Genomic DNA, 21110 nt, shown 5'->3' on the forward strand with positions numbered 1-21110 from the left:
GCACAGTCAGGCCGCCACGCGCCGGCGTCAAATCATTTCCTCGCCGCCCTTGGTGCCCAGCACGATCTCGCCGGCATCGGCCATGCGCCGGGCGATGGTCAGTATTTCCTTCTGCGCCGCTTCAACCTCGCTGATGCGGACCGGCCCTTTGGCTTCCAGATCGTCCATCAGCAGCTCCGAAGCACGCTTGGACATGTTGCGCAGGATCTTGTCCTTGATCGCTTCGTCGGCGCCCTTGAGTGCCACGATGAGAATTTCCGACGAGACTTCGCGAAGCAAGGTCTGGATACCGCGGTCGTCGACATCCGCGAGGTTGTCGAAGACAAACATCAGGTCTTCGATCTTGGTCGAGAGGTCCTGGTCGATATCGCGGATCGCATCGATCAACTGCGATTCAGTGGTGGTTTCGAGGAAGTTCATAATATCTGCCGTGCGCTTCACGCCACCCATGTTGGCGCGGATGGTGTTCGAGTTGCCGGCAAATTGCTTTTCCAGAATCTCGTTCAGCTCTTTCAGGGCTGAAGGCTGCACGGTGTTCAATGAGGCGACCCGCAGCAACACATCCAGGCGGACCTTGTGGTCGAAGTAGCCAATCACTTCAGCCGCCATATCGGGATCAAGATAGGCCACCACAATGGCCTGGATCTGCGGATGCTCGTAGCGGATGACATCCGCCACGGCACGCGGCTCCATCCATTTCAAACTATCCAGGCCCGAAGTGCTGCCGCCAAGCAGGATCCGGTCGACCAGATTATTGGCTTTATCTTCGCCCAACGCCTGGGTGAGCATGGTACGAATGTAATTATCCGCGCCGACGCCAAGCCCGGTCTGCTCGCCGACCACGCTAATGAAGTCGCCCATCACCTGCTGAACCTGCTCGCGCTGTACCGTGCGCAGGCCTGCCATGGCGGTGCCGACGCGCTGCACCTCCTTGGGCCCCATATGCTTGAGTATCGCCGCCGCGTCGGATTCGCCCAGACTCAGCAGGAATATGGCCGCCTTGTCGAGCTTGGTCAGTTTTTGTGGGCGCTTGGCATCATCACTCATCGTCGTTAATCCACTCTTTGACTACCTGAGCCACGCGGCCGGGGTCTTCCGCCAGCAGGCCCTTGATTGCATTCAGCTGCTGTTCATAACCGGCACCCGGCGGGGGCAACAAGGCCGGTGCCGGTGAGCTTGAACCCGTCAGGCTGACCCGGTCATCGCGCAGATCATCATCCATGCCGCCCAGGTCGTCGAGCGTCGCGGGGTAATTATCGTCGGTAGCCGGGTTGCGGTTGTTGGCAGTCAGGTTCTTGAGCACCGGTCGCAACACACCGAACACCAGAATCAGTACAAACAGAATGCCGAGGAACTGTTTGGCCATGTCCCACACCCAGGGCTCGGTCCAGAATGGCGGCTCGGCGATGGCCTCCGGCGCACCCAGCGGCACGAACCGGCTGTTGATCACGCTGACACTGTCGCCACGCGCCTCATCAAAGCCCACGGCATCCTTGACCAGACGGGTCAGCTGCTGGATTTCTGCCTCGGCAAGCGGAACACGCACAGACTCGCCCGTCTGTGGATCCACCTGCAGGGTGTCATCCACCACCACCGCGACGGAAAGCCGGCGCAACCTGCCCTGCTGCTGACGGGTGTAGCTGATCTGGCGGTCGAGTTCATAGTTGCGCGTCGATTGCTCGCGAATATCCTTTGGCGGCGCGGCAATGATCGGCTCACCGGTTTCCGGATCAAATACCTGCTCGGGCACAGATACCGCGCCGGGCGGCTGGTTACTCAGTGCACCGGGAATACCCTGGGGGCCGGAAGCGCCGCTGGCGCGCTGCTCGTTGAGAATCTGTTCGCTGCGTATGGACGCTTCCGGATTGAAGCTTTCAGAGGTGGATTCCACCGCGCTGAAGTCGACGTCCGCTGACACCTCGGCCTTGTAGCGACCATCGCCCAGCACCGGCTGCAGAATGTTGTGTACGCGGCGGGTGTAGGTATCTTCCAGCCGCCGGGCGTGATCGAACTGGCGGCCGGCCATGGTCAACTCGTTAAGCTCGGCCTGGTCGGACAGCAGATTACCGTTCTGGTCGACGACCGTGACCTGGTCCTTGCTCAGCTCGGGGATACTGGTCGCGACCAGATTGACGATGGCCATGACCTGGGCCGGCTCGAGACTGCGGCCTGAATACATTTCAAGCAGTACTGACGCGCTGGGCTTGCGATCGTCACGCACAAATACCGTGGAGCGCGGCATGGCGATATGCACCCGCGCCGCCTTGACGTTGTACAGACTGGAAATGGTCCGCGCCATCTCGCCCTCAAGACCACGGCGATAGCGGGTGGTCTCCATGAACTGGCTGGAGCCCAGGCCCTGCTCGCGGTCCATGATTTCGAAGCCGAGATTACGGTCGACCGGTGTCACACCGGAGCTGGCCAGACGCATACGCGCGTCGGCATGATCCTCACTGCGTACCAGCAAGGCGCCGCTGTTGGGCTCGACCTTGTAATCGATGCGGCTTTGCTGCAGCACCTCAAGCACCTGGGCCGAATCATAGTTGTCCATGCTGCCGTACAGCGGACGATAATCCGGCTCCTGGGACCACAACACCACCGCGAAACCGACCGCCACACTCGCCGCCAGACCGACCAGCAGGCCAAACTGCCGGAGCATCGGGAGCTGCGCCAGACTGTCCAGAAAAGCCATACCCAACAGTGGCTTACGTTCGGGAGCAGGCTCCGGAGCGTTGCGCGTGGCAGGTGTATTAGGCGTTGCGTCCATGAAAACTTTCCTCGGTCAATCAAGGCAGGCGGTGACAGGAATGGAGTTAGATCGGCATCTTCATGATGTCTTCGTAGGCGCTGATCATCTTGTTGCGCACCTGCGTCATCGCCTGAAACGCGACGCTGGATTTCTGCGAAGCGATCATCACCTCGGTCAGATCAATACCCGGCACACCGCGCTCATAGCCGCTCTGCAAATCGCCGGTGGTCTTCTGGAGCTCGCTAACCTTGTTAAATGCCATCTTCAGCATGTCGTCAAAGGCCGGGGTGTCGACATTCTTCTCGACCTGCTGCGGCGCCTGGGGCTTGCCCATCGCTTCCAGCTGCATGCTGCGCATCTGCAACATCAGACGATTCATCTCGACACCCTGGGTCATCTCAATCTCCATGCCGTAAGAATTTTGACGGCGCTTTCGGCTTTGAGACTAATGAAGCAATATTGGTGCCAGATGGTGACGGGTGTCGCCAGCGTCGCGTTGTCGCGTGCGAGAAGCATGTCTGTATACAGAGGCAGCAGGCGCGCCAAGGCTGATTTGTAGGAGGCGCGACCCGCGGCGATCAAATCTGCAGCCCTAAAAGCCGAACCTCTTCACGACTTTCACAACCACAGCAACACGGCTCAATATCACATCACAAGTCCGAGCCAAAACACCCTGCTATCAAAGCCATCCCCTGCTTCAATTAAGACCCCACCCTTGCCCCGCTACGACCATGAAACCCATCCCCCACTCCCAATCCCTACGCAAATGCCGACGATCCGAGCCCGGCCAGTTCTACCTCATCACCGCAGTCACCCTTGATCGCCAACCTCTGTTCAAGGACCTCCAGTCCGCCAGGGTGCTTATCAACATCCTCCGTGAGGCCTCTCTAAGGAATCAGGCGCAAACCTGGGCATATGTAGTCATGCCAGACCATTTCCACTGGCTTATGCAGCTGGAAAATGAAAGCCTTTCAAAGGCAGTGCAACGAATCAAACGCCTGACCTCCGCTCAGCTTGGCAGGCGTGTCTGGCAGGATGGGTTTCATGATCGGGCTGTCAGGAGTGAAGAAAACCTCAAGGCCATGGCCAGATACATCATTGCCAATCCGCTTCGGGCTGGACTGGCGGAATCTGTGGGGGATTACTCGCATTGGGATGCTGTATGGCTTTGAGCAAGGTATAAACTTTGTCATGGCTGCACGTCCCGATCGCCGCGAGTCGCGCCTCCTACGGGAAGATCGATGCACCGGTTGAGGAGTGCGGCTGCGAATGAGTACATTGTGAATCCAAGGCACTTACCCGCAATCGGCACGCAGCCATTCTGTGGGAGGCGCGACTCGCGGCGATTGTGACCCACCGCACCAGATACGCCTAAAACAGAGCACGGTCCAGCCAGCACGACCAACACCAACCCACCTAAACCCCACCCCCCTCAACCACAAACCCCGCCTCACGCATCCTCGCCAGCTTATACCGCAAGGTCCGCGGGCTGATACCAAGGCGTTCGGCGGCTTCCTTCCGGCGGCCCCGTTCAGCACGCAGCACGTCCAGAATCATCTGATACTCATGTTCCTTCACACCCGACTCAAGATCACCCGCGACAGGGGGCGCAGCAGTTGTCGGGCAGGCCGGCACAACCGGAGTCTGCACAGGCGCTTGAGCGGGAATAACCCTACCCGGCACCATGCCCAGGCAAAGATCCTGCGCCCGAATCACGCCGCCCTGCTGCAGGATCATTGCACGCTGCACGGCGTTATCCAGCTCGCGCACGTTCCCCGGCCAGGGATGTTGTCGCAATGCCTGGCGCGCATCATCGGCAAACTGCACGCGGGCCTGGTTCATCTTGCGCATGTGCTTGTTAAGTAAGCGCTCGGCTATCGGCAAGATATCGCCGGGGCGGTTGCGTAGCGGCTCCCACTGCAGTGGGAACACCCCTAACCGGTAATACAGATCCTCCCGGAAACGCCCGGCCGCCACCTCTGCAAGCATGTCGCGGTTGGTCGTAGCGATGACGCGGATATCCAGTTTGATCAGTTTGCGCCCGCCGACCCGCTCGACTTCACGCTCCTGCAATACCCGCAACAGCTTGGCCTGCAGAGCCAGGGGCATTTCCGAGATTTCGTCGAGCAACAGGCTGCCGCCATTGGCCTGCTCGAACTTGCCCGGCGCAGCGGCAATGGCGCCTGTGAAGGCCCCCTTCTCGTGACCAAACAGCGTCGCCTCAAGCATATTCTCGGGAATAGCAGCGCAGTTGATCGCAATGAAAGGTTGGTCCGCACGGGGTGAATGCTGGTGGATATAGCGGGCGAGCACTTCCTTGCCGGTACCGGACTCCCCGGAAATCAACACAGTGGAATCGCTGGCGGCTACCCGCGCTGCCAGCTGCAGCAATTGTTGACTGGCAGGCTCAACCGCCACCGGCCCGTTGTCATCCAGCGGCTGCAAACGGCCCTGGCTATGCTGGGCAATCAGATCCAGCAGCGCCTTGGGTTCAAAGGGTTTGACCAGATAATCCACGGCGCCGTCGCGCATGGCGGTTACCGCCTGCTGCACGGTGCCGTAAGCGGTCATGAGCAGGACCGGCAATTGCGGATACCGCTGATTCAGAGCACGCAGCAGATCGTGTCCATCCATGCCCGGCATGTTTACATCACTGACCACCATCGAAACGGCTTCGCGCTCCAGCAGCTTCAATGCAGCTTCGGCATTCTCCGCTTCAAAATATTCATAGCCGCCCAGCAGCAGCGTATCGGCCAGCGCCTCACGCAGGCCACGGTCGTCTTCGACGAGCAATATCCGCGTCGGCATCAGATGTGCTCCTCAAGCAGCGCAACGCCCTGCACTTCCCGGGCAAAGGGCAGCAGTATCTCGGCGCAGGTACCCCAACCGGCCTTGCTGCGCATATAGAACGCACCGCCATGCGCTTTAGCCACCGACTTGACCACCGAAACACCGAGTCCGGTGCCCTGCTCGCGCGTGGTATGAAAGGGCTCTCCGATGCGAGCGAGCTGGGCTTCAGTCATCCCTGCGCCGGTGTCCACCACGCTGAGACTCAGCTGATTTTCGATCAGACGCGCGCACACCTTCAGCCGCACGGCGGGCGAACCGGCCTGTATGGCGTTTTCGATGAGATTGATTACCGCACCGACCAGCGTTTCGCGGTTACAGCGCAGCTGCAGGTAGTCGGGGCAACGGTTATCCCACCGGCACACCGCACCGCCCTGCTCAACAAGCGGCTCGGCCTGCTGGCGTAACGCTGCGAACAATTCATTCACACTGAGCCGGTCATCCAGCGGCAGGTCACCCTTGGCGAACAACAGCATGTCGCGCACCTGGTGCTCAATGCTTTCCAGCCGGCCCTTCAGGCGCTCGCTGAAGCGCAGACGATTGCTGTCTACCAGCGCAGGGTCGGTGAGGTGACTGGCATACAGGAGCGCAGCGGAAAGCGGCGTACGAATCTGATGGGCCAGCGAGGCGACCATGCGGCCCAATGCCGACAGCCGCTCATGCCGCGCCAACTGGGTTTGCAATGCCCGGGTTTCGGTGAGATCCGTAATCAGGATCAGTTGGCCCGGCTCACCGACCAATGAACGTGTAGCCATGGACACGCGGCGCCCGCTGCGCAGCGAAACTTCATGGTAGTCATCCTCACGCGGGGCGAAACGCTCGCGGATAAGATCGCGCCAGAGCATGCCTTCGATGGGTTCGCCCAACAGTTCGCGGGCAGCGGGGTTCACCTCGCGTACCACGCCGCGGCCATCAAGCACCACTACCCCGCCAGGCAACAGATCGAGCAGGTTCTGCAGCCGACCGGCCAGGCGCGCCTTTTCCGCCAGCTCGCGGGTGCGCTGTTGGCTGACTTCGGCTAGCTGGGATTTGAGCGTTGCGACCTGCTGTTCGAGCAGTGCATAGGATTCAGAAAGCTGACCAGAGAGGTTACTGAACTGCCGGTAGGCCTGTTCAAGACCGGCACCGTCCCGGGCTTCAGCTTCAGCGCTGCCGGCGGGCAATCCATTGTCTTGAGGCAAATGCTGAGCAGGTACGGCCATGTAAATCCCCTGATGAAGAAATATCGCTTCAACAGGGGCTATAGCAAGGCCTGTGCCATAAACGTGAAACGTTATAAATCATAGACTTACACGGAAAGACGCCAAGCAGCGTCATTCTTCTGTCAGTCTTCCACGACCTCTGTGCCGCGGTTGAGCCCGTACTTGCGCATCTTCTCAACCAGCGTAGTACGCCGGATACGCAAACGCTCGGCGGCCCGAGCCACCACACCAGAGCATTCATCCAGTGCCTGCTGGATCAAGGTCTGCTCCAGACCACCAAGGTATTCCTTCAGGTCCAGCCCTTCAGGGGGCAAAAACGCCGGGCTGTTGAGACCGATCAATCCGTTGAAAGCTTCACCGCGCTCATCGTCTTCAGTGTCTACCTGCTGGCTGCGCAGATCGCCATGATCGTCCTCTACATAGCGAAACTTGCGCGGCAGCTCGTTCACGCCGATGACGCCATGGGGATGCATGATTGCCATGCGCTCGACCAGGTTGGCCAGCTCACGCACGTTACCCGGCCAGTCGTGCTGACAGAGCGACAGGATCGCCGAGGTGCTGAAACGGATCGAGCCGCGTTTCTCGCGTTCCAGGCGGGTGATCAGCTCGTTAAGCAGCAGCGGCAGATCCTCCACCCGCTCGCGCATCGCCGGCATCTCGATCGGGAACACGTTCAGCCGATAGAACAGGTCCTCGCGGAAGGTGCCCTGCTCGATCATGTCTTCGAGATTCTTGTGCGTAGCCGCAATGACGCGTACATCGGCAGTTTGCACCTTGTTGCTACCGACGCGCTCGAAGGTACGCTCCTGCAGCACGCGCAACAGTTTGACCTGCATCGGTAGCGGCATGTCGCCGATTTCATCGAGAAACAGCGTGCCGCCCTGCGCCAGTTCGAACCGACCGGCGCGCGTCGTAATCGCACCGGTAAACGCGCCCTTCTCATGTCCGAACAGCTCGCTTTCCAGCAGCTCAGCCGGAATCGCGCCGCAGTTAACCGGAACAAAAGGCGCTTCTCTGCGGGAGGAGTGGTAGTGGAGGTTGCGGGCAACCACCTCCTTGCCAGTGCCCGACTCACCCAGGATCAGCACCGTCGCCTCAGTGTTGGCCACTTGCTGCATCATCAGCCGCACTGACTGAATACTGCGGCTGGTGCCGACCAGACTACGGAACAGGTTGGGTTCGCGCTGGCTGCCGCGTTTGTTGCGGGTGTCCACCACTTCGCGATACACCTGAGCGCGGTGCAGCGAATCCAGCAACTGGTTGTAACTCAGCGGTGGCGTCAACACCGCCAGCAAGCGTTGGCGCAGGTATTCAGGCCAGGGCGAGAGCTCATGCCCGTCGAACAGAATGACCGGGAGGTTCGCGTCCCATTTGTCGAGCTGGGTCAGCAATCCCTGCGCGCCCTGAGGATGATCGCAGCGACCAAGAATGACGCAGCGGGCCGCAGCGGGGCTATCAAGTACCGCCTCGACATCCGCCTGCCAGGTTTCGGAACAGGTAATAACCGCGTCTTCGCCGAGAAATTCGAGGATGACCTGCAGGTCACGCCGGCTCTCCGGGCAGTCTTCAATCAATAGAATATGGTTGTTAGGCAGCATAAGGGAGTGCACGAGTCCTGTTCACAGGCAGCCGATCGCTGGCTTGATGGCGCAATGCCATGCCTTTTGAAAGATGCGTCAAAGATAGCAGATTTGTGATGCGAGTCAAATAGTTGGCGCGACGAGACTGACATAAAGGCAAAATGCCTGCATACCGTCTGGCGCGGCCATTTCAGCTGAACATCTGATAAACCCTGGCGCTCTGCTTGCTGCGTTGCAGCCCATGCAGTTCGTCGGCCAGTTTGCCTTGCACTGCCTGGCACAGCGCAATGACCTCTTTATAGGTTTCTGATAGCGAAGATAACGTCTCGGCAAGGGCTTGCTCGTTGCGGTCCGGCTGCTCCATCGCCTGACTGACCAGCAGCCGGCACAGCGCGTCCAGCTCGCCGACCTGCTCCCAGTCGCCACCCTGCACGGCGGCGATCAACGCCTCGTGCGCCTCTTCCAACTGCTTGACTGCAACAGCCATGTCCGTCTCCTCAGGCCTGGATTGCATCCCAGCCTTCTTTGATTTCGCGCAACAGATTAGCCACTTCATCGAGCACGGCCGGATCATTCTTCAGATTGGCGTGGCTCAGGCGCTGAATCATGAAAGCATAAAGATTATCCAGGTTAGCCGCCATCTCGCCACCCTTCTTGATATCAAGCGACTCACGCAGCCCGCTAACAATACCGATCGACTTACCGATCAGCTCACCCTTCAATGCAACGTTGCCATACTGCATGGCACCCTTCGCCTGAGCAATTCGTTGCAGCCCGCCCTCGAACAGCATCTGGATCAAACGATGCGGATCAGCCTCAGTCACCTGGGCGTTCACGTTAACGGTCTGGTACTGCTTCATCGCGGCGTAGGCGTTCATTACGAAATATCCTGGAGTGTATTGCACATGCTTGATATATCGGCAGAACGGGGAAAACTTGAAGGCTCTTTTATATGTTTGATGGGCATAGAGGCGCTCGCTTCATCAACATTTGCCGTGCCGGAGCATCTACTCGCAGGAGCCCATACTGGTTGGTGGACAACCTCCACACCCTGTCGTAGAGCAGGCGCTCTACAACCCCAGGGAAAGCCTGCGGTCTATCGGATCATCGACATCAACGTGCCAAGTTCAGCGGCCAGGCCACCAATATAAATCGCCGAAAGAAGCCACCCCGGGGATGTAGCGCGCCTGCGCTACGCCGAGCTCACCAAACCGATCAGCCCATTCGAACGCAGCCCGAAGCACCACACCGCAAAAACCGCCTTTCAGAAACAATAACCCCGGCCTATAAACCGGGGCATGCCATTAAACTGGTTTCACAACGCTCTACTTTGGCTCAATCCAGTCCCAACCTTCCTTGATCTCCTCCAGCAACCCCTGCACTTCATCCAGCGATCGGGGCGTATCATCCAGCGCCACGCCCGCCAGCTTGCGAGTCATGTAGTCGTATAGCGCATCCAGGTTCTCCGCAATCTCACCCCCGAGATCCTTATCCAAGGCGCCCTGCAATGCGCCAATAATACTGATGGTGCTGCTCACAGCCGTGCCACGGCGTTCCGGATTACCCGTAGCCTGCGCGTGGCGCGCGAGTTTAAGCCGTTCGATGGCGCCGTTGAGCAACAGCTGCACGGCGCGATATTGAGAAACTTCCTGAGCGATGTTGACTTGCTTGTAGGTATCGATGGGGCTGGTCACTTAGTTATCCTTTTTTACGACGCCGGGCAGGTTGGAGAGCGCTCCCACCAGGAAATTGCTGGTCTGGTTCATCTGCCCGAGCAGCGAATCCATCTGATTGAACTGGCTGAGCAGACGCGTTTCGAGCTTGCTGACTCGACGCGTAAGAGTCTCACGCTGGTCGTCCACACTGCTGAGTGTGTTTTGTAGTCCCTTTGTGCGGCTTTCGAGAATCCCGCCAGTCTGGGTATAGGGTTTGACGGTGCTCTCAAGCCGTGACATCAGCCCGCTTTCGCCAGTGAGGAAGCCACTTAGCTGACCGAAATTTTCATCAAGCGCTTTGTCCAGCCGGGCGTCATCAATCTTCAGGGTCCCGTCGCGCTGGGTGGATATGCCCAGGTCCGCGAGAATCTTCATCTCGCTGGTGCCGGCCGGATTACCCAGATCGCCCCTGATGCCCGACATGAATGAGCGGACCGATGCATCACCAACCAGCGCACCAGTAAGCGGCGTGCCATCATCTCCCCCGACCGCAGTCACTTTGGTCAGGGAGCCGACCGTGCTCATAAGCTTGTTATAGCCATCGACAAACTTCTTCAGCGATGACTTCACCGCCGCGCGGTCTTCTCCGACGGCCAGACTGACGGTGTTGGCGTTCTCGATCTCTTCCTTCGATTGGGCTGACTGCAGCGTCAGGGTTACGCCGTCGATCGCATCAGAAACCGTATTGCTCTGGCTACTTATCGCTATGCCGTCCACGGCCAGATTGGCATCGCGGGCGTAACTGATGACCTTGGGTGCTCGCGGATCGGTAACGTCAGGCGGCGTAAAAGTTGCGTCCGGCGCCGGCGGGGTAAAATCAAGGTCGTTGAGCGTACCGCTGTAGTCGCTTGCGACCACCGAAATATCGTTACCTGTACCCGACTTGGTCGAACTCAGCACCAGCCGGGAGCCACCGGTTCCACCCGGATCGGTCACGATGGTCGCGCTGAGCCCCTGCTCCTTACCCGCAGCATTGATTGCGTCGCGGATGTCGGTCAGGCTGCTGCTGCCCTCGGCGATATCGACGGCCAGACTCTCTTCACCCACGTTGATGGTGAGCTTGCCTGAGCCCAGCGACGCAGCCGGGTCATCCAGGCCCTTCAGCGCCACCTTGCTGGTCTGCGCCAGATTGAACACCTGAACACTGTAGTTTCCAGCTACCGCCTTGCTGTCAGCTTTCACGCTGAACACATCGGTTTTGCCGGAGGTAGCAGTACGCTTCTCGAACAGCGAAGCGCTATTCAGGTCCTTCACGACGGATTGGAAATCAGAAATGGCGCTACGGAATTGCCCGAGCCCGGAGAATTTGGCGGTGGTCGCCTTTTCCAGACGATTGAGCTGGGCGGTCTTCGGCGCAGCCTCGGCATTGACCAGAGCATTGACCATGCCCTGAATGTCCATGCCCGAACCGATTCCTGTAATAGCCATGTTGATATCCTTCCGACCAAAATTTTGACGGATATTGAATCCGAACAGCGTTACCGGTCATAAGGCAAGTTACGTGCCAGCTGAACCGGCTTGAAAATCAGGCTTCCGCTTTGAACAACAGGCTGCGGATTTCGGAAATATTCTCAGCCAGGCGCAACGCTTCCTCAGAGGGGATCTGGCGAATCACATTTCCGCTTGAACGCTCGGTCACATTGATAACAACCTGCCCCGTGGAATCATCCAGCTGGAAATCGATATCACGACTAACCGACTGCGTGAAATCCTGAATATCGATCACGGCTGAATCCAACGCATTGCGATCAACTTCAGTGGATTGCTCAACGGCAGTTGGAGATTGCGTCCCTACCGGCAACATCGCCGACTTGAGCTGCGCCGTTTCCATCTGGGAGTTGTGCGTACGGCTGGTGAGGCCCGCCTCGACCGGCGCAGCACTGATGCTGCTACGGTTGATTTCCAACGGTTTGAAAGTGCCCATATCCATGGTACTGACCTCGCATAGGAAAAAGCGGAGAGAAGGTCACCCCTCTCCCCGCATCGTTACCGCCAGATGCCTTAGCCCAGCAGGCTAAGAACAGCCTGGGGCAGCTGGTTCGCCTGGGACAGCATCGCAGTACCGGCCTGCTGCATGATCTGGTTCTTGGTCATGTTGGCAGATTCGGCTGCGTAGTCGGTGTCCATGATGCGGCTGCGGGCACCGGCTGCGTTTTCAGAAATGTTCTGAAGGTTACTGATGGTCGATTCGAAGCGGTTCTGCACAGCACCAAGGCTGGCTCGTTGCTCATCGATTCCACCAATCGCGGCATCGATTATTGAAATCGCGTCTTGAGCGCCAGCTGCGGTACTAATATCAACGCCAGCAACCGACTTGAATGTAGTGCCGGCAGCAATGGCCATCGATGTTCCTCCGACACTCACAGCATCGATGCCCACATCAAGCTTCGCGTTGGTCAGATCGACCGTGAAATCCGCTGCAATGGCGGCGGTACCGTCTACGGTTTCAGTACCTGTCTCTGTGCCGCCCACGGCGTAAGCAGTACCTTCAATAGTGAGTCCACCCGCTGTAGTGGTCCCATCGCTGAGGTCAACTGCCATGCTGATTTGGCTACCATCTGCAGGACCGGTAATTGAAATGGTGCCAGCGGCCTCTGTTGCGGTATAGCCATCAATACCATCGATAGCAGTTGCCAGATCGCCGGCATTAGCAATCGAAGTCAAATCCAGCGACTGCCCGCCAATTTGCAAGGTAGCAGCGCCGTTCACAGCTTGAGTATAGCCGGAAATGGTTGCAGTGGCTGCCACAGCAGGAGTAGCGGCCCCCTGAGTCACCGCTACGTCACTGATGCCGGCCAGGTTGTTAATCTTGTTTTGCACATCTTCAGCTGTCATGTCAGCATTCAGCGAGATGCTATGAGATTCGTCACCGATAGTAAGCGACAAGGAACCAGCTGCTGCCTCAGTGCCCGCCCCGACAGTAGCCGTCAGCGTGGTAGCACCATCAAAGCTCTTATAGGTACGACCGATCGCATCAGCGGAGGTATTGGACATGCTGACACTGATAGTCTCGTTTGCCTGAGAACCGACCTGGAAATTGGCGGAACCGAAGGACCCATCTAGAAGCTTGCGCCCACCGAATGAAGTGGTATTTGAAATCCTGCTGAGTTCCGACTGGAGTGAGTCGACCTCTTTCTGCAGAGCGCCACGGTCTTCTGAACTGTTGGAACCGTTAGCTGACTGCAGAGCCAAATCTCGCATGCGCTGCAGAATATTTGTAGACTCCTGCATCGCGCCTTCAGCTGTTTGGGCAATAGAGACACCGTCGTTGGCGTTCTTGACCGCAACGCCCAAGCCGTTGATCTGACTGGTCAGACGGTTGGAGATCTGCAGACCAGCTGCGTCGTCCTTGGCGCTGTTGATTTTGGAACCGGAGGACAGGCGCTCCAGCGAGGTTGCGAGGTTGCTGGAAGAAGTACCCAGGTTACGCTGGGCGTTAAGCGAAGCTACGTTAGTGTTTACTGTAAGGGCCATGGGTAAGTCTCCGTTTGACCAAATCAATGTTTGTCTGAGCTAGCGACTCATGGGTCAGGACTCGCCCAGACATCCATAATGTTCGCGTTCAATCCCTTTATCGGCGTACTGGCCAGGAGCTTTAATCTTTTTAGAAAATCGTTCTTGGCCGGGTTGACACGCCAGAAAGCAGCTGCCGCCAACATGAAGGTTATCGGGCAGAACGGGCAAAGCTTTAGGGAAGCGGCGGGGAAACTGACTGGATAGGCTGTTGGACCCGACAGGGAATAAATTGGGGTCAGGGAATAAATTGGGGTCAGATGAACGTTTCGGAGAAAACCGTACGAGCTGGTGCTCGAACCTCCCAGGAAACCCAGCGGCGTTGATCTACATCCACCTGCGGTTCGGGGACCACAACTGTGGAGCTGGGGTCAGATGAACATTTCCGCGCCGATAGGTTGCCGGCTGTCTAGTCCTGAAAACTATCCCGCCGATCTGCAACTGGTCTCGAGAAAAAGAAGTCAGGTACATTTATGGCTCCCAAGGATTGAGCAGCGCCACGCCAGATGACTGAAAGTCCGCAACGTTTCGCGTTACCAGCGTCATACCATGCACCAAAGCGGTAGCCGCGATAAGGCTATCCATCGCCGGCTGCGGATCGGGGACATGAAGCGCAGCGCAACGTTGCGCCACCGCTGTGTCCACCGGCAGGATGCGCCCCGCAAAAGCAGGCAAAACGTGGCTGTCGAACCAGGTTCGAAAAATAGCGCCTTGCGGAGGATCACGGCGCTCGGCCAACAGGATACCCATCTCCAGTTCCTGTACCGTGATTGCAGATACATACAAATCCACGGCATCCACACTGTCGGCCCACTGTGCCACGTTAGTATCGGCTCGACCTGATCTCACTTTTCTCAGCTCCGAGATGACATTGGTATCGAGCAGAAACATCAGGAAAAGTCCGCAGGTCGTGCCGATTCACGCGAACGCGAAATTTCCAGCTCCGCGTCATCAATCCCAGGCATCGCCAGCAAATCGGCTATTTTTGTGTGGCTTGCGGTCAAACGCTGCCACAGCTCAATACTTAACAGTACATGCGCCGGTCGGCCACGATCAGTGATAAAGACCGGGCCATTATTTGCGGCCCGTTTTATTTCGCTGGCCGCCTGGTTGAACTCCCGGCTTGATACCGTGGTAATAGTAGTCATGCCCTAACCTCGCTCGCCCTAGTATATGTAGATACGTTACTACTTCCTTGCCAGTACAGCAATCCCGCAAAACTAAGGCAGATGAACGTTTCTCCGTGGAAAAATTGTGGGAGAAATTGGGGTCAGATGAACGTTTCGGAGTGGTTCATCAGGAATAAATGCGGACCTCTGAGCCAGATGAGAATAAACCAGATGAACACGAGCATCCGTTAACCACCTCTTCTCACGTCGCGGTAGAAATTCTCATGCGCCCCGAGGACGAGGAGATACAGAACCACCGCGTCCTCTTCATAGCTATAGCCGAGTAAAGTCAGCTGATTGACCATCTTGAATTTATAGACTCGCAGAAAAGCAAGCTCGCCTTTCTTCTGCTCGCCTAGATCTGGGTTGGCCACTAACTCACGAATGGCGGCGTCCAGGTCCCGTTTCTGGTTAGCATGAAGACGCTTGAGCGCGTTGCCGAAGACCCGCGTTTGAACCACCTCCGTTATCTCAGCCAAAGGAATAGCTCTCAAGCTTGCCTGCTTCCTTCTCGGACTTGGCGATGATGGCCTCCCGCACCAACTCATAGGTCAGATCGGGATTATCTTCCATCATCTCGCCGATTTTGGCCCAGTGTTCTATCTGTTTGGGTGTACTCCGGCTCAATGCTCGGCCGATGATGATTGCTTTCTCGATGAGCTCGTCATCAAGGCGTACGCTGGTTGTGCTCATAGTTACCTCGCTAGGTGGTATGAGGCATTTTGTATCAATTGAGGCGAATTGCTACAGCCTGAGCGCAAGCGCAAATTGAGGAGAAATTGCAAATAAGGGGAAAGGTTTATTTCTTGTGTGATCGAGACGATGCCGCCGCCAGGCGCGCTCCCTGGCTCCCTGGGAGTGGCCGAGCCCCATCTCGGCCTGCGTGCTTGCTGCTACCGTTGCGGTCGAGGTGGAACTCGACCATTCCCAGGGACGGCGTTTTGGAGATTAATCGTAGGCGCCAGTCGGTTGCCGCTGGCTGGGTAGCGACTGGCCTCCATAGCGCTAGCGGATAAGCTAACCGCCACGATAACAACCCTTGAGCGATCCATGGCTGATCCGGCTATTCGCTGGCTGCAACGACTCGCCTATTAGAACCGGGGTTTAAAACCGGGGTCAGATGAACGTTTCGCTGCGTTGTTGGCGCTAGTCGACGGATACTCGAAGAGCTATTCCAATCGGCCAATACAGCACCGGTGGACAGAGAAGGGATTTTTCCAAACTGCAGAAAGCTCAAAGGGGAGCTTTCGCTCCCCCTTGGTTGTTCTTGTTGTTCTCGAGCTGTTTCTTGTTTTTTTGAGCTGGGCGGCATTGCCACCCCGTGAAACCCATCCCGGGTTGCCTAAAGCAAGCGGATTGCTTTGGACGCGCAGGAAGAGACCTTCCCATTCTCCAAAAAAATCAGTTTGCTGCACTCGCACGTTTTATTCTTTTTATGTGTGGAGCTGAATCTTGTTTTTATTAGTATGTTTGCAATTTTTATTTTTGTTGTACTGATAACAAAGCAGATCGCGTGCCAGGTTTAAATAATACTTATAAATCAAATAGTTATATTCTTTACGCGTTTGCCAGTCGAGCTCACAACCCAACCGGTGTTACCTTTCACCCCCTTGGGTGTTACCTCTTCCCACAAAAGCTCCCACACAATAAGTGTTACCCCACAAAGGCATTCGGGTCAGTTGAACCGACAGGTCAGCCGAATGACGCAAACGAACAAGCCTCGATCCAGCCTGTCCATTCAATGAGCGCCTGCCTTTACTCATTGGAGACAGCACATGGCACACCTTTCGATACGCCCTCTGCCCTTCGAGCCACATTTTGAGCAAGTTGACGACAACGAAGCGGCGGTTCAACAGGAGATCATCGACTCGCTACGGCACATCCTGGAGACCACCTACGCCGACGGTGGTCACGCGATCCGCAGCGTCCACGCCAAGAGTCATGGCTTGCTGGAAGGCGAGCTGACCGTCCTTGATGATTTGCCTGAGGAACTGGCTCAGGGCGCCTTCGCCCGGCCGGGCAGGTTCCCGCTCATCATGCGTCTGTCGACCAATCCGGGCGACATCCTCGACGACAAGGTTTCCACACCGCGTGGGATGGCGCTGAAGATTACGCGCATTGCGGGCGAGCGGTTACTGGGCTCAGAAGATGCCACTACGCAGGATTTCGTACTGGTCAACGCGCCGGTGTTCATGGCTCCGGACATCAAGGCCTTCTCGCGTTCGTTGAAACTGCTGGCGAAAACCACGGACCGGGCGCCACAGGCCAAACAGGTATTGTCTGCGGCGCTGCGTGGCGCCGAATCGCTGATCGAGAAAGCCGGTGGTGAGAGCGCAACGCTCAAGGGACTGGGCGGGCATCCGGCGACCAACATGCTCGGCGAAACTTACTATAGCGTCGTACCAATGCTCTGGGGTCCGTATTTCGCCAAGCTGAGCGTGGCGCCGATTTCGCCCGATCTGCAGCGGCTCAAAGGTAAGCCGCTGGACCTGAAGGACGGTTCAAACGCTCTGCGCGACGCAATCACCGAACACTTCGCCAACCACGGCGGCACCTGGGAAGTGCGCGTACAACTGGCCACCGACCTGGAGGCAATGCCCATCGAAGACGCCACCGTGGAATGGCCGGAAGAACAGAGCCCGTACGTTCCGGTAGGCCGTATCGAGCTGAAACCGCAAAAAGGCTGGTCCGACGAACTGGCCAGACGCATCGATGACGGGATGTCGTTCAGCCCCTGGCACGGGCTGGCCGCGCATCGCCCGCTCGGTGGAATTATGCGAGCACGTAAACCTGCCTACGAAATGTCTGCAGGATTTCGCGCGACACATAACGGCTGTCCAATCCACGAGCCGGAATGACAGGCGATGCCGCAGCCAATGAGCTGCGCAAACCAGATCGGAAGGCCGCTTGCTAAGCACAATAGAGGGTTGGTGTGGGAAGCATACGAACCCTCCGGGCAATTCACGCTTGGCAAATCGATCCCGCATCGGCATCATGCCCGCCGCTATGATTGATACGGATCCACAATGCACGGAAAGCTGTTTGTTGTATTCGCGCTTGCCCTCCCTCTCTTCGGCTGTTCCATTCAGCAGCAGATCGAACACGTCAATAAACGACCGAACGCGCCACTATGCGTGGTGAATAATCCCGGCGTGCGCAGCGGGGTGCTGGATAGCGTCCTGCTGACGTTGTCGTCCAGAGAAGTGAATTACCGTCTGGTGCATAACCGGTCGGCGGCACAGGCCTGTGAGTGGGCGTTGACCTACGATGCGCGGTGGTCGGTGGATCTCGGCAGTTATATGTCCTATGCGGCTATACAGGTATACCGCGGCGGCAGGCCGGCGGGGCATGCGATCTACGATGCCAGCAACGGGCGTGGGCACCCGGATAAATACGTGCAGGTGCAGCCGAAGATTGTTGAGCTGGTGGATGAGCTGTTTCGGCCGTAAATGCTGTGCGGTCAAGCCGGCGCACCGATCGATAACGGCTTCCGGTGCTGGACGTATGGCGTAGCGCAGGCGCGCTACACCCCAGGCACGACAACCCTTTATGACAGCCTGATGAAGTTCGACCAGCGGGAGCGCTCTGCAACCGCATTGTCATCCCGATACGATTAGCTAGGAGCATCTCAATTGGCGCGGCAGCGGGTCGCGCCCGGACGGAGGTGCTTCATGAATGCTAACAAGGCGGTCGTTCGCGTGCACCGCGACCTCAAGGTGCACACCAGCTATTACGCCTGCCCCGGCGCGACCAGCACGATCATTCTGGTGAACGGTTCGCTGGCGACCAGTGCGTCCTTTGGTCAGACGCTGCGTTACCTGCAGCCGCTGTTCAACGTGGTGCTGTTCGACATGCCTTACGCCGGGCAGTCCCGCCCGTACAACCCCTGCCCGCCTTTGATCGGCAAGGAGGACGAGGCGATTATTCTCCTTGAGCTGATCGAGCATTTTGAAGCGGACCGGGTCATGTCCTTTTCCTGGGGCGGTGTGGCGACCTTGCTGGCGCTGGCCCAACGGCCGGAGCGGATCAAACAGGCGGTGATCGAATCTTTCTCACCGGTACTCAACGCGCCGATGCATGATTACCTGGCCTCGGCTGAGGATTGCCTGGCTGCGCTGGATCGCGAGGAAGTCGGCGATCTGATCAACCGCACCATTGGCGAGTATCTGCCGCCCTTCTTCAAGCGTTGCAACTTCCGCCACGTCAGCACGCTGGAGGACCACGAGTATGAGCAAATGCTCTACCACGTGCGTCAGATGAAGAGTCTGGTGGCCGATAACTACATGCGCTGTGTGAGCAACATCGACGTGCCGCTGCTGTTTATCAACGGTGAGTGGGACCAGCACACCAGCCCGGAGGATGCGCGGAAATTCAGCGGCTTAGCGCCACAGGCCGAGTTTGTGACCGTACGGCATTGCGGTCACTTCCTGGAGATGGAACACCGCACCGCCTGGTGGGAAGTACGTCGTGCGGTTGAGGGGTTCCTGTTGGCGCGACCCAAACCAAAACCTGCCGAGGCCAAGCAGCCTGTAGCGGAGCAGCCCAACGTGCTGCCGTTCAGAAAGGTGGCTTCGGTTGGTTGAGGGTGTTGCTCCCGGCACGCTCGTATCAGAGCTTGCCGGGATATTGCTGCCTAGGGATTCATCGAATCAAATACGGTTTTTTCAGCGCCCGCCGCTTCAGCGCGCAGCCTGATGAGATCCTTGATCTTGCGATGCGGGAAGACGTAGAACTGATCCTCCTCAACTGCTTTCAGCGTCATCTCGGCAATGTCCTCTGCCTTGATGCGGCCCTTGGCGACGGCGGATTGAATCGCAGCGGTACGCTCAGCAGCGACTTCAGTACGCACAATGGTGTCAGCCTTATCAGCCGGACGGTTACGCGCGGATTCGTGGATGGCGGTGGGGAAAAACGCCGGGCAAAGTACCGTGACGCCGACCTGTTCAGCACCCACATCGCGCAGATCCAGCGCCAGCGTTTCGGACAGCGCAACGACCGAATGCTTGCTCGCGTTGTACACCGCCATGCTCGGGCCGTTCAGCCAGCCTGCGGCGGAGGCGACGTTGACGATATGGCCTTCGCCCTGCTCTATCATCATCGGGGTGAAGGCCTTGATGCCCCACACCACGCCGTAGAGATTTACTCCCATCACCCATTCCCAATCCGCCTGGGTGTTCATCCAGACCGGGCCGCCCACGCTGACACCGGCGTTGTTGAACAGGATGTGGGCACCGCCGAAGCGGCTCTTGGCCAGATCGGCAAACGCCTGTACCTGCTCGAGTTTGGAAACGTCCAGCCGCATGGTGGCCGACTCGGTGCCGGGTGCTTTTTCTTCCACCAGGCGCAGGGTTTCCTGCATGCCCTTTTCATCGACATCGCCCAGTACCAGATTCATGCCACGCGCAGCGCAGCACAGCGCCAGCTCACGCCCCAGGCCGCTGCCGCCGCCGGTAATTACCGCTACCTTGCCCTTGAAATCCTGCATGTGAAGTCTCCTGTCACGGGGCTCTGAACGATTCAAAGCGCAGTTGATCGAATTCGGTGTGTGAGAATGCCCTGCCGCTCCGGTGGCGGCTACTGCTATGCGCCTGGTTGATTGAGCTTTAGCAGCATGGCTTATTGCTGGTTGTAGCTTGTGTGCTCAGCGACGCTGGCCGGCTGCGTTCAACATACTTTCCACCAAACCAGCCCGCCCCTTTTTCAAAACGGAGACTGCGATGCGTGCCTTTCTTTTGTTAACACTGCTGCTCACCGGCTGCGTCTCTCACCCGCATGAGCCAGTGCCGGCGGACGTGGTGCGCATCAACCTCGACACCATGCGCCCGGGCGACCATCTCAGTGCCTATCGGCTTGATGGGGAGCTGGTCCAGGGACTCCGGTTTGATGACATCCCGCCTGGTGAGCATGAGCTACAGGTGCGCTATCGGTATGAGAGCTCGGCCCGTGCGTCTGCGAGCGGCATGCTGGGTGATATCCAACGGCGTAGTTGTATTTTGGCTGTGTATTACGATGGGTTTGAAGCGGGTTATGAGTATCGGCTGGTGGCCAATCAGCTGGGCTGGTCGACTGTCGGGTGGCTGGAAGGGCCCGGAGGGGAGTCGTTGGTCAGTGCCAGGGTGTTGCGGTGTGGACCTGGGGTTTGAAGGTGTGGGGCAAAAGCAATCGCCGCGGGTCGCGCCTCCCACTGATTGGGAGGCAAATTTTTAGGATAGCTGCGGTATGCACGTGATCCGCTATACCCCCCCGACGGCCTCGTGGAAATGACAAAGTCAGCGAGTTCACTCAAGTTAAACCCGTGGGAGATTCTATGGTTCACCACAACCCCTTTCAGGCTG

Annotated in this window: 23 protein-coding genes; 6 read left to right on the top strand and 17 right to left on the bottom strand. The window is 57.9% G+C overall.

Annotation, left to right across the window (positions count from 1 at the left end; all coding sequences use genetic code 11):
* Positions 1–27: 27 nt before the first annotated feature.
* The 3 genes from fliG to fliE are packed head-to-tail and all read right to left on the bottom strand — an operon-like array spanning position 28 to position 3146.
* Entirely contained in the window at positions 28–1047 is a 1020-nt protein-coding gene (gene fliG, locus FZE95_RS02885; RefSeq protein WP_150299290.1) for a flagellar motor switch protein FliG, read from the bottom strand.
* Positions 1040–2767: a flagellar basal-body MS-ring/collar protein FliF gene (fliF, locus tag FZE95_RS02890; protein ID WP_150299291.1), complete on the bottom strand. Its 1728-nt coding sequence runs from the start codon at positions 2765–2767 to the stop codon at positions 1040–1042. The genes fliG and fliF overlap by 8 nt, the downstream gene beginning before the upstream one ends.
* A 46-nt stretch (positions 2768–2813) precedes the next feature.
* Positions 2814–3146 (bottom strand): flagellar hook-basal body complex protein FliE, encoded by a 333-nt coding sequence (gene fliE / locus FZE95_RS02895; protein ID WP_150299292.1) that lies wholly within the window; start codon positions 3144–3146, stop codon positions 2814–2816.
* Between the two features lie 334 nt (positions 3147–3480).
* On the opposite strand from fliE, the gene FZE95_RS02900 reads away from it, so the two are divergent.
* Positions 3481–3921, top strand: a complete 441-nt coding sequence (locus FZE95_RS02900; RefSeq protein WP_150299293.1) for an REP-associated tyrosine transposase — start codon at positions 3481–3483, stop codon at positions 3919–3921.
* 244 nt (positions 3922–4165) lie between these two features.
* Here FZE95_RS02900 and FZE95_RS02905 read toward each other — a convergent pair whose 3' ends face one another.
* The 9 genes from FZE95_RS02905 to FZE95_RS02945 all read right to left on the bottom strand — a co-directional run bounded on the left by FZE95_RS02905 (position 4166) and on the right by FZE95_RS02945 (position 13567).
* The gene (locus FZE95_RS02905; protein WP_150299294.1) at positions 4166–5557 is read right to left on the bottom strand and encodes a sigma-54-dependent transcriptional regulator; all 1392 of its coding nucleotides are present in this window, start codon (positions 5555–5557) and stop codon (positions 4166–4168) included.
* Positions 5557–6798, bottom strand: a complete 1242-nt coding sequence (locus FZE95_RS02910; RefSeq protein ID WP_150299295.1) for a sensor histidine kinase — start codon at positions 6796–6798, stop codon at positions 5557–5559. The genes FZE95_RS02905 and FZE95_RS02910 overlap by 1 nt, the downstream gene beginning before the upstream one ends.
* 122 nt (positions 6799–6920) lie before the next feature.
* Complete coding sequence (locus tag FZE95_RS02915; protein WP_150299296.1) at positions 6921–8396, bottom strand: sigma-54 dependent transcriptional regulator; 1476 nt, start codon at positions 8394–8396, stop codon at positions 6921–6923.
* 172 nt (positions 8397–8568) lie between these two features.
* Complete coding sequence (locus FZE95_RS02920) at positions 8569–8865, bottom strand: flagellar protein FliT (RefSeq protein ID WP_190324470.1); 297 nt, start codon at positions 8863–8865, stop codon at positions 8569–8571.
* A 10-nt stretch (positions 8866–8875) separates the two neighbouring features.
* Positions 8876–9256 carry a flagellar export chaperone FliS gene (fliS, locus tag FZE95_RS02925; RefSeq protein WP_150299359.1) on the bottom strand — a complete coding sequence of 127 codons (381 nt, stop codon included), beginning with the start codon at positions 9254–9256 and terminating at the stop codon, positions 8876–8878.
* A 447-nt stretch (positions 9257–9703) separates the two neighbouring features.
* Positions 9704–10072, bottom strand: coding sequence for a flagellar export chaperone FliS (fliS, locus tag FZE95_RS02930; RefSeq protein ID WP_150299298.1), 369 nt, complete (start codon positions 10070–10072; stop codon positions 9704–9706).
* Positions 10073–11521 (bottom strand): flagellar filament capping protein FliD, encoded by a 1449-nt coding sequence (gene fliD, locus FZE95_RS02935; protein ID WP_150299299.1) that lies wholly within the window; start codon positions 11519–11521, stop codon positions 10073–10075.
* 97 nt (positions 11522–11618) lie between these two features.
* On the bottom strand, positions 11619–12023 hold the full coding sequence (locus FZE95_RS02940; protein ID WP_150299300.1) for a flagellar protein FlaG: 405 nt from the start codon (positions 12021–12023) through the stop codon (positions 11619–11621).
* A gap of 71 nt (positions 12024–12094) precedes the next feature.
* Entirely contained in the window at positions 12095–13567 is a 1473-nt protein-coding gene (locus FZE95_RS02945) for a flagellin (RefSeq protein WP_150299301.1), read from the bottom strand.
* A gap of 78 nt (positions 13568–13645) precedes the next feature.
* Here FZE95_RS02945 and FZE95_RS19575 point away from each other — a divergent pair, with 78 nt between their 5' ends.
* Positions 13646–13813, top strand: a complete 168-nt coding sequence (locus FZE95_RS19575; protein WP_190324471.1) for a hypothetical protein — start codon at positions 13646–13648, stop codon at positions 13811–13813.
* Between the two features lie 264 nt (positions 13814–14077).
* Here the strand turns inward: FZE95_RS19575 and FZE95_RS02950 are convergent, their stop codons facing one another.
* From FZE95_RS02950 to FZE95_RS02965, 4 genes are all read right to left on the bottom strand, one after another.
* Entirely contained in the window at positions 14078–14497 is a 420-nt protein-coding gene (locus tag FZE95_RS02950) for a type II toxin-antitoxin system VapC family toxin (RefSeq protein WP_150299302.1), read from the bottom strand.
* The gene (locus FZE95_RS02955) at positions 14497–14754 is read right to left on the bottom strand and encodes a type II toxin-antitoxin system Phd/YefM family antitoxin (RefSeq protein WP_150299303.1); all 258 of its coding nucleotides are present in this window, start codon (positions 14752–14754) and stop codon (positions 14497–14499) included. Before FZE95_RS02955 ends, FZE95_RS02950 begins: the two co-directional genes overlap by 1 nt.
* A 209-nt stretch (positions 14755–14963) precedes the next feature.
* Complete coding sequence (locus tag FZE95_RS02960; protein ID WP_223824935.1) at positions 14964–15269, bottom strand: type II toxin-antitoxin system RelE/ParE family toxin; 306 nt, start codon at positions 15267–15269, stop codon at positions 14964–14966.
* Positions 15247–15468, bottom strand: a complete 222-nt coding sequence (locus tag FZE95_RS02965) for a TA system antitoxin ParD family protein (RefSeq protein WP_150299305.1) — start codon at positions 15466–15468, stop codon at positions 15247–15249. Before FZE95_RS02965 ends, FZE95_RS02960 begins: the two co-directional genes overlap by 23 nt.
* 1082 nt (positions 15469–16550) lie before the next feature.
* Here FZE95_RS02965 and FZE95_RS02970 point away from each other — a divergent pair.
* The 3 genes from FZE95_RS02970 to FZE95_RS02980 all read left to right on the top strand — a co-directional run bounded on the left by FZE95_RS02970 (position 16551) and on the right by FZE95_RS02980 (position 19358).
* Positions 16551–17633, top strand: a complete 1083-nt coding sequence (locus tag FZE95_RS02970; RefSeq protein WP_150299306.1) for a catalase family protein — start codon at positions 16551–16553, stop codon at positions 17631–17633.
* A 168-nt stretch (positions 17634–17801) separates the two neighbouring features.
* Positions 17802–18224, top strand: coding sequence for an Sbal_3080 family lipoprotein (locus FZE95_RS02975; protein ID WP_150299307.1), 423 nt, complete (start codon positions 17802–17804; stop codon positions 18222–18224).
* A 222-nt stretch (positions 18225–18446) separates the two neighbouring features.
* A complete protein-coding gene (locus FZE95_RS02980) occupies positions 18447–19358 on the top strand; it encodes an alpha/beta fold hydrolase (protein ID WP_150299308.1) in 912 nt (303 codons plus the stop codon).
* Between the two features lie 50 nt (positions 19359–19408).
* On the opposite strand, the gene FZE95_RS02985 is transcribed toward FZE95_RS02980, so the two are convergent.
* A complete protein-coding gene (locus FZE95_RS02985) occupies positions 19409–20260 on the bottom strand; it encodes an SDR family NAD(P)-dependent oxidoreductase (RefSeq protein ID WP_190324472.1) in 852 nt (283 codons plus the stop codon).
* 232 nt (positions 20261–20492) lie between these two features.
* On the opposite strand from FZE95_RS02985, the gene FZE95_RS02990 reads away from it, so the two are divergent.
* Positions 20493–20918: a PA0061/PA0062 family lipoprotein gene (locus FZE95_RS02990; protein WP_150299310.1), complete on the top strand. Its 426-nt coding sequence runs from the start codon at positions 20493–20495 to the stop codon at positions 20916–20918.
* Positions 20919–21110: the final 192 nt, after the last annotated feature.

It is taken from the genome of Pseudomonas profundi (assembly GCF_008638305.1).
GTDB classification, from domain to species: Bacteria; Pseudomonadota; Gammaproteobacteria; order Pseudomonadales; family Pseudomonadaceae; genus Halopseudomonas; species Halopseudomonas profundi.